The organism is Deinococcus aquaticus (genome assembly GCF_028622095.1).
GTDB classification, from domain to species: domain Bacteria; phylum Deinococcota; class Deinococci; order Deinococcales; family Deinococcaceae; genus Deinococcus; species Deinococcus aquaticus.
On the sequence record NZ_CP115165.1, the window covers coordinates 1,398,430 to 1,414,169 of the forward strand.

The window sequence follows — 15,740 nt, forward strand, 5'->3', positions numbered from 1 at the left end:
GAAGTGGGTGGGAAGGGGGGTCGGGGATGGTGGGCTGGACTTGACCTTACTTCAGGGCCTGCGCGAGGCCTTCGGCGGTCATGTGCTGGGCGTTCCAGGTGACGGCCCCGGCGAGGCTCTGCGCGTGCGGCAGGTCGTCCTGCAGGGTGCGTTTGGTGCCTTCCAGGGCGCGTGGGGGGAGGGTGGCGAGGTACGCGGCGAGTTCGTCGGCCCGGGTGAACAGGGCGGCCGGGTCGGGAAGGAGTTCGGTGATCAGGCCCCAGCGTTCGGCGGTGGGGGCGTCGATGGGCTGGCCGGTCAGGGCGAGGTGCGCGGCGCGGCCCCGGCCGATCAGGTGCGGCAGGCGTTGCAGGCCGCCCAGGTCGGCGGCGATGCCGAGCCGCACTTCGGGCAGGCTGAAGCGGGCGTCTGCGCTGGCGATGCGGATGTCGCAGGCGCTGATGAGTTCCAGGCCCCCGCCGATGCACCAGCCGTGCACGGCGGCAATGACCGGGATGGGCAGCGCGGCGAGGCCCTCGATGGCGGCGTGCATTCCGGCGACCACGGCCCGGAACGCGTCGGGGTTGCCCAGGGCGGGGGTGATGGTGGGGGCGCTGGCCTTGACGTCCAGTCCGGCGCTGAACAGTTCCTCGCCGCGCACGATCAGGGCGCGGGTGCCGCTGCCGTGCAGGGAGGCCAGGGCCTGCGGGACTTCCTGCCAGAAGGCGGGTCCCATGCTGCCTTTCTTGCTGATGATGGTCAGGGTGGCGACCTCACCCGCCTGGGTGAGCCTTACGCTCTGAAATGTCATGACGTCCACTGTACCGCTTCCAGATGAACTCGGTTCAATTTACTGGGGCGGCCGGTCAGCGGCCCGGACGGGCGGGCGCGTCGGGGGCCGTCCGGGTGGGGGCTGGTGGGCTCCTCAGATACAATGCCTGCGTCATGTCCGCGCCTGCCCCGACCACGTCCGACCCTCCTGCTCCCGTTCCCGGCGTGGCCCAGTCTGCCCGTCGCGCGGGCGGCCGGGGCGTGACGCTGCGCGCCTTTCTGCTGCGGCCGTTCCTGCTGCCGTTCGCACTGCTGCTGGGCGTGGGTGTGGCCGTCATGGTGGGTGTGAACCGCAACGATCAGCAACTCCGGCTGGTGTCGGACGCGCAGGCACGCACGCTGCTGCTGAACGACCTGAACACCCAGATTTCCGTCATGGAAAACGGCGAGCGCGGGTACCTCATCACCGGCGACCCCGACTTCCTCGCCCCTTACCGCGAAGGAGACGCGGCGTTCCAGGCGGCCGTGTTCGCCCTGCACGACCTGAGCGCCACGGACCTGCAACGCACGAACCTGGCGCGCGTGCAGAGCATCGTGGTCCGCTGGCAGGAGAGCGCCGCCCGGCCTGAAATCGCTGCCCGTAGCGACTCGCTGGCGCAGGCGGCGCAGCTGGTTCAGCGGGGCGTGGGCCGCGACCTGCTGAACGAGGCGCGGGCCATCATGTCCGTCATGCGCACTAACGAGAGTGCCCGCCTGAGCGCCGCCACGGCCGCCAGTCAGGCGACGCTGACCACTGTGCGGACCCTGACCGTGGGCGGCCTGCTGCTCTCGCTGGTCCTGCTGCTGCTGACCGCGTACCGCGTGACCCGCACCGTCACCCGCAGCCTGAACGACCTGAACGCCGGGGCCAGCGAGCTGACGGCCGGGCAGTACCAGCGCCGCATGCCGGTCATGCCTGTCCGGGAACTCGCGCACCTGGGCGAGCAGTTCGACCGCATGGCCTCGGCCGTGCAGGACCGCGAGCAGGCCCTGGTCGAGAGCGCCGAGGCCCTGCGCGCCAGCAACACCCACCTGGAACGCAGCAACCGGGAACTCGAGCAGTTCGCGTACGTCGCCAGTCACGACCTTCAGGAACCGCTGCGGACCATCGGCAGTTACACCGAACTGCTGGCCCGGCGGTACCAGGGTCAACTGGACGCCCGCGCCGACCAGTACATCGCGTTCACCACCTCGGCCACGCAACGCATGAAAACCCTGATCCAGGACCTGCTGGCGTACTCCCGCGTGCGCAACGCCCCGCGCGCCACGCAGCCGGTCGATACGGCCGCGCTGGTCCGGGACGTGCTGGCCGACCTGGAACAGCAGATCCTGACCGAACAGGCCGTCATCGATGTGCAGGACCTGCCCACCCTGAACTCCAGCCCGGAACTGCTGCGCCACGCCTTCCAGAACCTGATCGGGAACGCCCTGAAATTCCGTGATCCGCAGCGCCCCCCGCAGGTGCAGGTCAGCGCGCACCGCCGCGAGCACGCCGGGCAGGACAGCTGGGTGTTCCAGGTTCACGACAACGGCATCGGCATCGAACCCGAGTACCACGAACGCATCTTCGGGGTGTTCCAGCGGCTGCACGGCATGGAGGATTACCCCGGCAGCGGCATCGGCCTGGCCGTGACCCGCAGCGCCGCCGAGCAACTCGGCGGGCACCTGTGGGTGGACAGCGTTCCCGGCGCGGGCAGCACCTTCTCGTTGGCCCTGCCCGCCCAGGCGCCCGTCCGTCCCGAGCCGTCCGACCTGGCCGCCACGTTCCCCGCCGCTTCGCCCCCGAACACGCCATTCACGAGAACACCCCCCGCAGGAGACCTGTCATGACCACCCCGCCCGTCGAGATTCTGCTGGTCGAGGACAACCCGGCCGACGTGATGCTGACCCGGGAGGCCTTCGAGGACGCCCACTTCCCGCACCGCCTGCACCACGCCCGTGACGGCGTGGACGCCCTGAGCTTCCTGCGCCGCGAGGGCCCGCACGTGGCCGCGCCCCGCCCCGACGTGGTGCTGCTGGACCTGAACATGCCCCGCATGACCGGCCTGGAACTGCTGGACATCCTGAAACTCGACGCCGAACTGCGCAGCATTCCCGTGATCGTCCTGACCACCAGCCGCGCCGAGAGCGACATCTGGCGCAGCTACAACCTGCACGCCAACGCGTACATCCCCAAACCCGTCAGCATCGCCGAGTTCGAGGACGTCATCCAGACCCTCGGGAACTTCTGGTTCCGTAAGGTCGCGCTGCCGCACCGGCCGGACTGACCACCCCCGCACTGATTACGGGCCCGGAGGCGTAGCGCCGCCCCCTCACAGGAACCGCCCGCAACCATTGAGGCTGCGGGCGATCTGCGTGAATTCAGGATCAGGTGCTTTACATCGTGCGGCGGCTGAGCTGGCCACCGCTGACGTACTCGCCACCGTGACGGATGGCAGCGGCCTCGACCACGTCGGCCGGAACGCTGTCATCCACGGCGACCGTGCGTCCGCCGTTGGTGGCGGTGGTGTTCAGGCGGTCGTAGTAGTCATCGTCGGCGTCGTAGGCGTTGCTGGTCTCGTCCACACCCATCGCGCCGCCCGTGGCGCCCACGGCGGCCCCCACGCCGGAACCCAGCGCGGCCATGCCCAGGATGACCGGCAGGGCCAGTCCGCCCGTGGCGATGGTGGCGCCCGTCGCCAGCACTCCGGCCACCACGCCCACGGCGGCGCCCACACCCGTGCCCTTCACGGCGCCCGCTCCGGCGTCCTCGGCGGTGCCACCCTCGACCCCGTCAACGACCGGCGCGACCGGGGTGCGGCGGTTCACGGTGGCGCTTCCCATCGTCGGGGCAATGACGCCCTGGGACTGCAGGTCGGCGATGAAGGCGTCGGCGGCGGTCGTGGTCGGGAAGATGATGTGTTTCATGCCTGTAGTCTTCCCCGGCCAGCCCGCCCGCCCATGAGAATGTAGGCAAGGCACTTTGGTCTGACCCTGACGCGCCGCAGAGGCCTGTCTCATCTGACCGGCATGGCAGGACCGGACGGGCAGCGGGGCGGGCCGCCTGACGGGGTTTACCCGACCTGCTGCGCCTCGAACAGCCGCACGGGCTTCACGAACTCGTCCTGCGCGGCCACCAGCTGAATCTCGCGCGTGCCGGCGGCGTGCGTGCGACTCAGCAGGCCGAACAGGGCGCTCATGGACAGACTCAGCGCCTGCGCCGACCGCCCCGCCCCCAGCGCCGCGTTCTTCAGGTAATGCCCCAGGAACAGCGCGGCGATGGCGTCCCCGGTGCCGTTGCGCGGCGGGTCCAGCGGGAGCAGCGGCGTGCGGCACAGCCACGCCCCGTCATCCGTGACGACCAGCGTCTCGATGCTCTCGCCCGGCGCGCCGCTGCGCACCAGACTGGTCAGCAGCACCACGCGCGGCCCACCCGCCCGCATCCGCTCCCGCAGCGCGCGGGCCGCTTCCAGCGCGTGCTCCAGCGTGTCCACGGTGCGCCCGGTCAGGAGTTCCAGCTCGAACTGGTTGGGCGTCACGATGTCTGCCTCCGGAATGGCCTGCGCCGCGATCAGGTCCGGCAGTTCCGGGCGCACGAACACCCCGCGCCCCACGTCGCCCATCACGGGATCGCAGGCGTACAGCGCCTCCGGGTTCGCGGCCCGCACGCGCCGCACGGCGTCCACGACCGCCGCGACCGTCCCCTCGCTGCCCATGTAGCCGCTCAGGACCGCGCCGCACTCCGGCAGCACCCCGCGCGCCTCGATTCCGTCAATCAGGTCCGCGACCGCCTCGGGCGGGAACACCGCGCCCGTCCACGCGCCGTACCCGGTGTGATTACTGAACTGCACCGTGTGAATCGCCCAGACCTCGAAGCCCAGGCGTTGCAGGGGAAACACGGCGGCCGCGTTCCCCACGTGCCCGAAACTGACCCACGACTGAATGCTCAGGATGTTCTGCGGCGTGCCCGTCATGCCCGCAGGATACCCGCCCGCGCGCCAGCCGGTCCGTCAGGGGGCGCGTAGCGTGAGCGGGCCGAACACCCGCGCCCACAGGTCCGCCTTGTCCCGCGCGCCTGCCAGGTCCAGCGGCGTGGCCCCCGACACGGTCAGTTCCCAGCCGCCGTCCGCCGCGCGGCGCAGCGCCCCCAGCCGCGCGCCCCCCGCGTGCGAGCGGTCCAGGCCGTCCGCGACGCGCAGCACCGCCGCCAGCCGCGTCACCCGCGCCCGGTCCGGCGCGCTGAGTGCCATGAATTCCGCATGCGACGGCTTCGGCGGGCTCTTGCGGTGGTAGCGGGCCACCTGCGCCGTCAGCTCGATTTCACGCGGACTGAAACCCCGAAGTTCCGCGTGCCGGATCAGGTACGCCGAGTGCTTGTGGTGCGCGCTCTGCGCCACGATCTGCCCCACCTCGTGCAGCGCGCCCGCCGCTGTCAGCAGGCTGCGGTCCTCATGGTCTGCCAGCTCGCCCGCCGCGTGCAGGGCGTCCAGCAGCCCCCGCGACAGCGCCGCCACCTGCCGCGAATGAGACAGGTTCGCGCCGAAACGCTCGGCGGTGCCCAGCACGCTCCGTTGCCGCGCACTCAGCGCCGACCGGTACGCCTGGAACCGCGACAGTTCCTCAATCAGCATCCCCTCGCGCAGCGCCCCCTCACTGACCGTCACCTCGGACGCCCCCAGCACCGTCAGCGCCGCGTGCAGCGTCGCCAGACCCGCCACGACCGTCTCGGAGCGCCGCTCCAGGCCCGGCACCCGCGCCCGCGCCGCCGCCTTCAGGCCCCGCACGTGCTCCAGCAGCGCGCCCAGTTCGGCCACCGTGAAACTCACGCCGTTCACGCTGTCCGGCCCGTCATCTGACCCGGCGCCCGACCCGCTGCCCGCCCCGCGCCGCGCCGCGATGGCCGCCGCCGCCGCCTCCGCCGTCCCGCTCGACAGCACCACCCGCGTATCCGGCCGCACCCGGAACCGCTCCGCGTACGGGGAGAGTGCCGCCCGCACCGCGTCCGTCAGCGCCTGCACCTCCTTGCGGCCCGGCACGTCCGCACGGAAGAACGCGCGCGTCATGCGAATCCCGCCCAGCGGCAGGCTCAGCACGTCACGCGGCCCCTGCCCGTCCCCCCGCACGAACTCCAGGCTGCCGCCCCCCAGGTCCAGCAGCACGTTGTCCTCACTCAACTCGACCGCGTGCGCCGCGCCCAGGTATGTCAATTCCCCCTCGCGCTCCCCCGAGATGATCGCCGGGTACACCCCCGTGCGGGCCAGCATCCGCCCCGCCACCTCCGCCCCGTTCGGAGCCTCACGCAGCGCACTCGTGGCGTACACGTGCACCTCGGCCACGCCCGCCGCCGACGCCAGCTCCCGGAACCGCGTCAGCGCCGACGCCAGCCGGTCCTCGCCCTCCGGCGACAGGTTCCCCGACCCGTCCAGGCACTCGCCCAGCCGCGTGCGGTCCTTCAGGGCGTCCAGCACCCGGAAGCCCCCCGCGTCCCCCTGCGCCGCCTCGGCAATCAACAGGTGACTGGAATTCGTGCCCACATCCGCAACGGCGACTCTCATGACAGGCAGCCTAACGGCTTTTACAGGCGGGGACGGATCACGCGCTCTCCGGTCAGGCGTCCGGGGGCGGCAGCCACAGGCGTTTGAAGTCGATGCGGCCGTATGCGTCCGGGTGTACGTCGCGCAGCAGCGGGTGAACCGAGCGGCGTTTCACGCGGTGGTGCGTGAGGTGCAGGTGGTGCCCGCCCAGCAGCAGCGACTCGGTGCGGTCCAGGATGGCCTCCAGCGCCGCGTGGTCCGGCGCGCTGCGGTAGCCGTCCAGCAGGGCGTCCACGCTGCGCAGGACGGCGGGGGGCAGCAGGCGGCGGAACAGCAGTTCCGGCTGCTTCAGCGCCGACCAGAACGAGAGGTGCTCGTCCGACCCGGCGATCTCGCCCATGAAGGCGAGGTCCACGTCGTCCCTGGCGTCCGGCATGGCGTCCAGTGGCGCGGGAACGACCTGCATGGGCAGGCCGAGGCGGGCGGCGCGCGCGGCCAGCCAGTCGGCCTCCTGCCGCGCGCTGGGCAGGTCCAGCACCCAGAGGCGCAGGGGCGGCCCGGCGTACGCGGCCCGCGCCAGCAGCGCCTGCGCCCGCGCCAGGGAGTGCTCGCGGGGCGGGCGGCCCAGGCTGCGGCGCGGCAGGAACGCCGTGGCGGTCAGCAACTGCTCGGGACGACCCGTTTCCTGCCAGAACGCGCGGATGTCGTGCAGCTCGACCACTGCCTCGCGCAGCGCGGCCGACCGGGCGGCGGGGCGGTGGGCATTCCAGATCAGGAAATGCACGCTGTTCTCCGGCACCCAGCGCTCGACCGGATCATGAGGCACACCGGACACATCCAGGGTGGGGGGCGCGTCCCCGCGCAGTTCCGGCACCAGGAACACCTCCACCTCGTCGATCAGGGGCCGCCCCGCGAAGTGAGCGTCGAAGGCCTCCAGCCGGAACCCGCCGTTCAGGGCGTGCCAGCGGAACGCGCCGGTTCCGACCGGGCGGCGCTCGTCGAACGGCACGTCACGCGGGAGGATCAGCGCCTGCTCGTGCGCCAGCCTGCGAGGAAAGAACAGGTCCGGGCGGTCCAGCGTGACCTGCACCGTGAACGGCGTGGGCGCCTGCGCGTCGGCCACGCCCGGCAGGTACCAGGGCGCGCCGCGCCGCACGCGCTCCAGCGTGAACAGCACGTCCCGCGCGTCCAGCGTCCGCCCGTGGTGAAAGCTCACGCCCCGGCGCAGATGAAAGACCCAGCTTCGCCCGCCGTCCGGCGTGCCCCAGTGGTGCGCCAGGTGCGGGCGTAGCGTCCCGGTGTCCGTGTCGAACACCAGCAGCGGGTCCAGCACCTGCGTCAACAGGTGCGCCTCGGCCGCCGAGTTCACGGTCAGCGGGTCCATGGCCGTCAGGGGCCGCGTGATGACGGTCCGCAGGCGATCCGTGCCCGCCGGGCTGACCCCCAGCCCGAAGGTGCCGCGCACCGCGTCCGTCAGCACCCACCCGCGTGGGAAGCCCAGCCGCGAGAGCCGCGCCAGTTCGGCCGCCGCGCCTGCCGCCGCCAGACAGGCTGTCAGGTCGGCCAGTTCCGCGTCCAGCGCGCCGGGAAACGCCACGCGCGACGTGTTTCCCCGCCCGCGTCCCGGCGTGTACACCAGCCGCCCCGACACGTGCAGGCGCGCCAGTTGCCGCTTGGCGGTGCGGTCACTGCACGCCCACCACGCCTGCGCGTCCGCCAGGGTCAGCGCGTGCCTTTCCTGCGCGCCGTCCCGTGCGTGCAGCGCCGCCCGCAGCGTCAGGTACGGCCAGTCCGGCGCGGTCGCCAGGGTCGGGGGCGCAGGAAAAGGGGACACAGTCCGGCCATTGTGCGTCTTTTTTCCCCTTTCCCGCTACGCGACCCTGGGGGCATGTGGCGCACCCTGCATCCCAACGTCAAGACCCGCATCACCACGTCGTTCCTGAGCCGGATGGTGGGCAGCATGGTCTTCCCGTTCATGGCCATCTATTTCACCGCGCACCTGGGCGCGGCGCTGGCCGGCACGCTGCTGCTCGCCGCCGGCGTCGTGCAGTTCCTGGCGGGCCTGTACGGCGGCGCGCTGGCCGACGCCTGGGGCCGCCGCCGCACCCTGCTGACCGGTGAGGGCCTGAAACTCCTGGCCTTCATCCTGATGCTCCTGGGCAACCTGGACGGCCCGAACCCCTGGGTGACCTTCGCCGCGCTGCTGCTCGTGAACGTCTCGGGCGGCCTGATCAACCCCGCCGCCGAGGCCATGCTGGTCGACGTGAGTACCCCCGAGACCCGCACGTTCATGTACGCCGTGAACTACTGGGCGGTGAACCTCAGCATCCTGATCGGCACGCTGGTCGGCGGCTGGCTGTACCGCGACCACTTCACACTGCTGCTGGGCCTGCTGGTCGGCATGAGCGTCCTCACGGCGGCGCTGTGCTTCGCGCTGATGACCGAAACCCGCGCCGCCAGCCCCACCGCCCGCACCGACCTCGGCCTCAAACCCCTCCTGCGCAGCTACGCGCAGGTCGTCACCGACCGCCCCTTCCTGCTGTTCGTGCTGGGCGGCATCTGCATCCTCAGCATCGAGTTCACCCGTACCAACTTCATCGCCGTGCACCTCGCACAGGCGTTCCCGCCCGCCAACTGGCTGGGCGTCACCCTGGACGGCGTACGCGCCGCGAGCGTCCTGACCGCCGTGAACACCGTCCTGATCGTGGCCTTCACCGCGCCGGTCGCCCGCTGGCTCACGGGCCGCGACCCCCGCCGCCCCATGCACGCCGGCTTCGCTCTGTTCGCGCTGGGCTTCGCGGCGCTGGCCTTCAGCACGCACCTGCCCACCCTGATCGCCGCGTCCGTGATCCTCAGCGTCGGGGAACTGCTGTACGTGCCCACCCGGCAGGCGCTGCTGGCCGACCTGATCCCCGAGGACCGCCGGGGCGCGTACCTCGCCACGCACGGGCAGGTGTTCACGGTCAGCAAGTGGGTGGCGGCGCTGGGCCTGCCGCTGGGGGTTGCCGTCGGCGGGGCGGGCATGGGGGTGGCGCTGCTCGCGCTGGGGGCCCTGGGCAGCCTGCTGACCGCGCTGGCCCTACGCCCGACCGCCGGGGAGAGAGTGGCCCGCGCCTGAACCCGTCCGGGGAGAGGGAGGCAGATGGTTCGTCTGACGGACCGACGGTTGGATTGGGGGCGCCTGGCGGCGGGCTTCCCCACCCCCCAGCCCCCTACCCCAGGGGGGCAGGGGGAGCAACGTTGCACTGGGCAGGTATTTCGCATGGTTGCGTGGCGGGTTGTTTGCGGGGAAGGCCACGCCTCACATGCCATCTCCCACATTCGCGCCGTTCGCCCCGCGCGCTGCGCGCACGACGGGCTCGGTTGCCACGACGATTGCGTGGCCACACAACTGGGTGCGTGCGGGAAGGTTCTACTTTTCTGGCCATCGCAGAAGCGGTCTTTTCAAAGTCGATCAGCAGTTGTCATCAGGTTGCCCTGCCAGCCACCGCAAGCCACCTCCGGCCGTCGTGCGCGCAGCGCGCGGGCCCTGCGCGGGGGCGGCAGGATGGCGTCGAGGCCGGACACGTCAGCGCCCAGCACAACCCTGCCACCATCAGTCAAATCTCTTGCCGAGCGCAGCGACTGCTCCCCCTGCCCCCCTGGGGTAGGGGGCTGGGGGGTGGGGAGGCCCGCCGCCAGGCGCAACCAGACGACATCAAACTCAATCCGCAATCCGCGTTACCCGAGTTTCAGTTGCCACTCGGTGAAGGTGCTGTACGGCGTGAACCCCAGTGCCACGTTGATGCCCAGCATGGGGGCGTTCTCGTGCGCGTTGTGGGTCTGCACAGCCCGCGCGCCGGGACAGTGCGCCTGCGTGTGCTCCAGCATGGCGGCTTTCAGCCACTTGCCCAGGCCCTGGCCGCGCGCGCTGGGCCGCACGGCGGTCGCGCCCTGGTACACCAGCGCGGCGCGGTCCGGGTGCCAGAAGACCTCGCTGTACCCGTCGATCTGGCCGCTGCGGGTGTCCTCGGTGGCCATCAGGTAGCGCGTCTCGCCGGCTTCCTGGATCATGGCGTCCCAGGAGCGGATCATGTCGGGTGTGATGGTCCAGTCGTCCTGTTCCAGTTCGCCTCTGGGGGCGGTGTTCATGACCATCATCATGTCCGCCATGCGCGGCAGGTACGCGTCCGGGATGGTCGTCCAGATGTGCAGGCGGTAGGGGTCGCCGTCCGGTCGGGTCTGCCAGCGGGTCAGCAGGTCGGGGTCGAGGTCCGTGAGGGTCACGCGGCTCTGGCGCATGGGGAGGGCGGGCGTGGCCCCCAGGCTCCGCGCGAAGGCCTCGGCGGCGGGGTTGCGGCTGCTCGTGCCGAAGGTGATGGTCGTGAGGCCGTGTGCCAGGGCGGGGGCGTGTAGTTCGTTCCACAGGGCGCGGCCGATTCCGGCGCGGCGGCGCTGCGGGTGCACGGTCACGCGCACGTGGCCCAGGTGGGTGTTCTGCTCGGTGTCAAACCCCAGCCGCGCGTACCCGGTGGCAGCAGTGCCGTCCCACACGGCGAAGGCCACGCTGCGCTCGGTGGGCAGCTGGTGAGAGAGCCCCTGCGCTTCCTGCGCCGGGATCAGGGGCGGATCCTCCGGGTAGGCGGCGGCGAAACTGGCGGCCATGAGCTCCCCGACCGCCAATCGCTGCGCGGGCGTGGCGGTCGCCGGATCGAAGGCCTGCACGCCAGACGGCGTGACTGGCGGGGCGGGGGAGGGCTGCTCCGTCGTCTGGGCGGTGGTCGGGGTCGGCGTCATACCCCCAGTGTCCTCCCGGCGGGTCAGCGGTGAATGCGCCAGATGGCTCAGCGCGCCGTAGGCCGGGTGCCGCTGGCAGGCGCGTTACCCTGGGGGGCGTGTTCGCTCACGCCATCGGTTTCGACGACGCTCCGTTCGCGCACGGCTGGCGGGGTGATGTGCCGGTCATCGGGACCGTGTACGCCCGCACGACCCTGCACGGCGTGGTCAGTGGCCGGGTGCGGCGCGACGGGCGCAACAGCACTGCCGAACTGACCCGGCTGGTGGGCGTCTCGCCCGATCACCTTCAGCTGATCCTGTTGCAGGGGATCGCGCTGGCGGGCTTCAACGTGGTCGATATTCACGCGCTGCACGCGCAGACGGGCCGGCCGGTGCTGGTTGTGGCCCGGCGAGATCCGGACCTGCCCCGCATCCGCGAGGCCCTGCTGACGCGCGTGCCCGGCGGTCAGCGCAAGTGGGCGCTGATCGAGGCGGCCGGGCCGATGGAGCCGTGCGGGCCGGTGTTCGTGCAGCGCGCGGGCCTCACGCACCCGCAGGCGCAGGAGGCGCTGCGGACCTTCACGGTCACCGGGAACGTCCCCGAACCGCTGCGGGCCGCGCACCTGATCGCGGGCGGCGTCACGCGTGGGCACAGCGCCGGTCAGCGCGCCTGACCCGCCGCAGCCTGCGCGCGCCCCAGCCTGCTGGCCCCCGGCTTCTTTACACTCCCCTGAATTCTGAACGCTTCCGTCAGGCGGCATCAGCCGCCCGTCACGCGGGCGCGGCACACTGCCCGTATGAAAAGCACCCTGACCGCCCTGCTCGCCCTCGGTACCGTCGCCCAGATCAGCACCGCCTCCGCCGCGCCGAAGATCAGCGCGCAGAGCATCATCGTGAACCCCACCACGCCCGACCTGAACGTCAGCGTCCGCGTGAACAAGGACACCACCGGCGCGCAGAACCCCGCGTACCGCGTGGACGAGAAGATCAGCATCAGTACTACCGTTAACCGCGACGCGTACGTGTACCTGTTCAACGTCAACCCCGACGGCAGCGTCGATCAGGTCCTCCCCAACCGCCTGAGCGGCGAGAACTTCGTGAAGGCGAACACCACCACCACCTTCCCCGCCGCCGACGCGAACTTCACGTACACCGTGGGCGGCCCCATCGGCCAGAACAAGGTCCTGGCCCTTGCCAGCCTCACCCCGCTGAACCTCGATCAGATCAGCTCCTTCAAGACCGCGCAGGATCAGTTCGCCACCGTGACTGCCAAAGGCCAGGACGGGCTGGCGCAGGCACTGAGCATCGTCGTCACGCCGCTCCCCCAGAACAGCTGGGTCAGTGACACGGCCTTCTACACCGTCGCCGCGCAGAACCCCGTCACGACCGGCAGCCTGTTCGTCGGCACGAACGTCTCGGGCGCCACCGTCACCCTGAACGGCCAGCGACTGGGCGGCGCGAACGTCACGTACAGCAACCTGCGTGCCGGTACGTACCCCGTCCGCGTTCAGGCCCCCGGGTACAGCGACTACACCACGACCGTCACCCTCCGCGCCGGCGCCACCACCAACCTGAACGTGGAATTCGCCCAGGCCTTCACGCCCGCCCCGACCCCCGCCCCGGTCAGCACCGGTAACAACGTGCTGGACTTCATCGGCACGCTGCTGGGCGCCATCACGAACACCCAGATGCAGGACCCCGCCCGCAGCGCCTACGACCGCAAGGTCAGCGACCTTCAGGGCCAGGGCTACGGCCTGCAGCAGACCCGTCAGACCACCACGGGCTTCGTGGGTACGCTCGCCAAGGGCGGCAGCACCGTCACCCTGACCGTGGACCGCGGCGCGAACCGCACCGTGCGCGTGAACGTCAGCGAGACCACCACCTACCGCTACTGAGCAGGACCCGGGTTGAACGGCCTTGCGGGGCCATTCAACCCGAACAGACAGCGCCCCGGACCTTCACAGGGTCCGGGGCGCTGTCTTGCCGCCTCAGCCGGGCAGTTGCGTTTCGATGAAGGCCATCAGGCCCCGGATGTGCTCGCGGTCGAAGCGGAAGTCCACGCCGGCGGCGCGGTACAGGTCCGGCACGCTGACGGTGCTGCCCAGGCGCAGGCTGGCCTTGTAGCGGGCGAGCGACCCGGCCGGGTCTGCCTGCGCGCCGCGCCACACGCCGACCGCCGCGAGGTAACACATGGCGTACTCGATGTAGTAGAAGGGCACCTGGAACACGTGGTAGTACTGCCAGCCCTTGGCGCGCACCGTCTCGTCCAGGCCGTCCCAGTTCACGAACGGGTGGAAGGTGCGGTCGAGTTCCAGCCACTTGGCGTCCAGATCGGCGATGGTCACGTTCTCGGGTGCCTCGGCGTACAGCCAGTGCTGGAAGGCGTCCATCTGCGCCGCCCACGGCAGGAACGCCACGACACCCTGAAGCTGCTTCTCGCGGTAGCGGCCCAGTTCTTCCGGCGTGAACACGTGCCCCAGGTGGTCCAGGGTCAGGAATTCCATGGCCATGCTGGGAATCTCCACGAACTCGATGGGACTCCAGCGGTTCCAGACCAGTGGTTGCGCGTCCCCGCTGTAGAAGCCGTGGAAGGCGTGCCCGACCTCGTGGAACAGCACGCGAACGTCCTCGGCGGTGCCGACCACGTTCATCAGCACGAACGGTTCGTTGCGGGTCGGGAAGTACTGGCAGTACGCGTGCGTCATCTTGCCGGGCCGGGATTCCAGGTCCAGCAGGCCGCCGCGCATCTGCCGGAAGCGCGCGGCGAGGTCGGCGTCCAGGCCCTCGAAGGCCGCCTCGGCCAGCGTTTCCAGCTCCTCGCCCGTACGGAAGGGCGTCAGGGACGCGCGGCCCTGCGGGTCGAGCAGGTTGTTACGGTTGTAATCCCAGGGGCGCACGCTCTCCAGGCCCAGCCCGGCGGCGATGCCCTGCACGATCTTCGCGGCCAGCGGCACGACCTCGTCCCGCACCGCCTCGTGGAAGGCGGCGCAGTCGGCGGGCGTGTAGTCCACGCGGTCCAGGGCCCGCCACTGGTAGTCACGGTAGGTGGGCAGGTCGGCGTTGCGGGCCAGTTGCCAGCGCGTGCCGATCAGGTCCAGCATCACGCCGTCCAGCTCGTCGGCCACGCCCATGTTGCTCTCGCTCAGGGCGCGCCACGCCGCCTCGCGCGCCACACGGTCCGGGCTGTCCAGGCGCTGTTTGGCCTGCGGGATGGTCAGCGTCTGGCCGTCCAGCGTGACCTCCTGGTTGCCAGTGGCGACCGAGTAGCGGTTCTTCTGTGCCTCGTGCGTGACGTTCAGGGTCACGTTCGCCTCGCGGTACAGGGCCGCCGCGTCCCGCATGCGCCGGAAGTTCAGCGCGAAGTCGGGTGCGGGTACGAAGTCCGGCACGGCCAGCAGTTTCTCCTTCAGCGCCTGATCGGCCCGCTCGGCCTCGGGCAGGACCGTCGCCACGAACGTCTGGTAGCGGCCCTGAATGTCCGGCTGGTCGGTGTGCAGGTCCGCGTGCGTGGACAGTTTGGCGGCCACGTCCATCAGGTCGCCGGTCACGGCGTTCCAGCCCTGCAGCCAGTCGGGCACGTCCGGGGCGGTCAGGGGCGCGTCCAGCAGCGCCTGAAAACGGCCCTGGAACGTCTCCCAGCGCGAATGCTGTTCAGGGACAGCCAGTTTGGCCTCCACGGCCTTCAGGTTGGATTGTTCGGAGGTCATCCCGCTGAGTGTACGCCGCGCCCGTTTACCCCTGGGAACCGCGGGCCGGTTTGCCCGGACGGGGTGAGCCGCGCCCGCTGTCCGGCAGCGCCTTGATTTCCGCCTCGGTCAGGCGGCGCAGTTCGGTGGCGGGCACGTTCGTCAGGACGCCCTGATCGGTGAACACGTCCACCGTGCCGCTCAGCGGGTGCAGTTTCGTGACCTTGCCACACGCGCCGCTGCCCTCATGGCACACGCGGGCGTTCTTGCGTGGCAGGTCGCGCAGCAGGTCCAGGTACTGGGTGTGCTCGAACTGCAGGCAGCACAGCAGCCGCCCGCACGGCCCCGAGAGTTTCTCCGGGTTCAGCGGGAGCTGCTGGTCGCGGGCCATGCGGATACTGACCGGCGCGAACTCCTGCAGGTGGTTCGACGAGCAGTTCTCGCGCCCGCAGGCGCCGAGCGTGCCGATCATCTGCGCCTGCTCGCGCGGCCCGACCGCCGCGAAGTTCACGCGCGCCCGCGTCTGCGAGCGCACCTCGCCGATCAGGCCGGTCAGTTCGATGCGTTCCTCGGCGCTGTAACTGACGGTCACGAGACTCTCGTCCAGCGTGAACTCGACCGCCACGATCTTCACCGGCAGGTTCTTCTGCCGGGCGCGGGCCCGTAGCAGCCACTTCAGGTCCTCACCGGACGCGTGCAGGGCCTCCCAGCGGGCCAGTTCCTCGGGCGTGGCGGCGTGCAGCACCGCGCCGTACCGCTCCTGCGGCTGGGGCTCGCCGGGTTCGCCGCGGACCGTCGCGATTTCCGGGCCGCGTTTTCCCTGCACCACGACCCGCGTTCCGACCGCATGAGGCTCCTCACTGAGCATCGGGTGGAGGCGGGGACTGCGCTCGAAGCGAACCGGCAGGACGACCATTACGCGCAGGATGTCACGCCGCGCCCCGCAGCGTCGAGACCCCATGCACAAACCCCGCCGGAAGTGCGGCTCTGAGCGGAG

The 15,740-nt window shown here is 71.0% G+C and carries 13 protein-coding genes; 5 read left to right on the forward strand and 8 right to left on the reverse strand.

Annotation, left to right across the window (positions count from 1 at the left end):
• Positions 1–46 precede the first annotated feature (46 nt).
• The gene (locus M8445_RS06815; protein WP_273990584.1) at positions 47–790 is read right to left on the reverse strand and encodes an enoyl-CoA hydratase-related protein; all 744 of its coding nucleotides are present in this window, start codon (positions 788–790) and stop codon (positions 47–49) included.
• Between the two features lie 134 nt (positions 791–924).
• Between M8445_RS06815 and M8445_RS06820 the strand changes: the two genes are divergently transcribed.
• Together M8445_RS06820 and M8445_RS06825 are read left to right on the forward strand one after the other, a co-directional pair.
• Positions 925–2,619, forward strand: a complete 1,695-nt coding sequence (locus M8445_RS06820) for a sensor histidine kinase (RefSeq protein ID WP_273990586.1) — start codon at positions 925–927, stop codon at positions 2,617–2,619.
• A complete protein-coding gene (locus M8445_RS06825; RefSeq protein WP_273990588.1) occupies positions 2,616–3,056 on the forward strand; it encodes a response regulator in 441 nt (146 codons plus the stop codon). Before M8445_RS06820 ends, M8445_RS06825 begins: the two co-directional genes overlap by 4 nt.
• Positions 3,057–3,165: 109 nt before the next feature.
• Here M8445_RS06825 and M8445_RS06830 read toward each other — a convergent pair whose 3' ends face one another.
• The 4 genes from M8445_RS06830 to M8445_RS06845 all read right to left on the reverse strand — a co-directional run bounded on the left by M8445_RS06830 (position 3,166) and on the right by M8445_RS06845 (position 8,136).
• Complete coding sequence (locus M8445_RS06830; RefSeq protein WP_273990589.1) at positions 3,166–3,696, reverse strand: hypothetical protein; 531 nt, start codon at positions 3,694–3,696, stop codon at positions 3,166–3,168.
• Between the two features lie 146 nt (positions 3,697–3,842).
• Positions 3,843–4,742 carry a pyridoxal kinase PdxY gene (gene pdxY, locus M8445_RS06835; protein WP_273990590.1) on the reverse strand — a complete coding sequence of 300 codons (900 nt, stop codon included), beginning with the start codon at positions 4,740–4,742 and terminating at the stop codon, positions 3,843–3,845.
• A 36-nt stretch (positions 4,743–4,778) separates the two neighbouring features.
• Complete coding sequence (locus M8445_RS06840) at positions 4,779–6,323, reverse strand: Ppx/GppA phosphatase family protein (protein WP_273990592.1); 1,545 nt, start codon at positions 6,321–6,323, stop codon at positions 4,779–4,781.
• A 52-nt stretch (positions 6,324–6,375) separates the two neighbouring features.
• The gene (locus M8445_RS06845) at positions 6,376–8,136 is read right to left on the reverse strand and encodes an ABC transporter substrate-binding protein (RefSeq protein WP_273990593.1); all 1,761 of its coding nucleotides are present in this window, start codon (positions 8,134–8,136) and stop codon (positions 6,376–6,378) included.
• 54 nt (positions 8,137–8,190) lie between these two features.
• Between M8445_RS06845 and M8445_RS06850 the strand changes: the two genes are divergently transcribed.
• The gene (locus M8445_RS06850) at positions 8,191–9,420 is read left to right on the forward strand and encodes an MDR family MFS transporter (protein WP_273990595.1); all 1,230 of its coding nucleotides are present in this window, start codon (positions 8,191–8,193) and stop codon (positions 9,418–9,420) included.
• A gap of 602 nt (positions 9,421–10,022) precedes the next feature.
• On the opposite strand, the gene M8445_RS06855 is transcribed toward M8445_RS06850, so the two are convergent.
• Entirely contained in the window at positions 10,023–11,078 is a 1,056-nt protein-coding gene (locus tag M8445_RS06855) for a GNAT family N-acetyltransferase (protein WP_273990596.1), read from the reverse strand.
• 98 nt (positions 11,079–11,176) lie between these two features.
• Here M8445_RS06855 and M8445_RS06860 point away from each other — a divergent pair, with 98 nt between their 5' ends.
• Together M8445_RS06860 and M8445_RS06865 are read left to right on the forward strand one after the other, a co-directional pair.
• On the forward strand, positions 11,177–11,731 hold the full coding sequence (locus M8445_RS06860) for an endonuclease dU (protein ID WP_273990597.1): 555 nt from the start codon (positions 11,177–11,179) through the stop codon (positions 11,729–11,731).
• A gap of 123 nt (positions 11,732–11,854) precedes the next feature.
• Entirely contained in the window at positions 11,855–12,952 is a 1,098-nt protein-coding gene (locus M8445_RS06865; protein WP_273990600.1) for a DUF4384 domain-containing protein, read from the forward strand.
• A gap of 93 nt (positions 12,953–13,045) precedes the next feature.
• Here M8445_RS06865 and M8445_RS06870 read toward each other — a convergent pair whose 3' ends face one another.
• Both M8445_RS06870 and M8445_RS06875 read right to left on the reverse strand, forming a co-directional pair.
• Positions 13,046–14,764: a M3 family oligoendopeptidase gene (locus M8445_RS06870; protein ID WP_273990601.1), complete on the reverse strand. Its 1,719-nt coding sequence runs from the start codon at positions 14,762–14,764 to the stop codon at positions 13,046–13,048.
• 25 nt (positions 14,765–14,789) lie between these two features.
• The gene (locus M8445_RS06875) at positions 14,790–15,659 is read right to left on the reverse strand and encodes a PSP1 domain-containing protein (protein ID WP_273990855.1); all 870 of its coding nucleotides are present in this window, start codon (positions 15,657–15,659) and stop codon (positions 14,790–14,792) included.
• Positions 15,660–15,740: the final 81 nt, after the last annotated feature.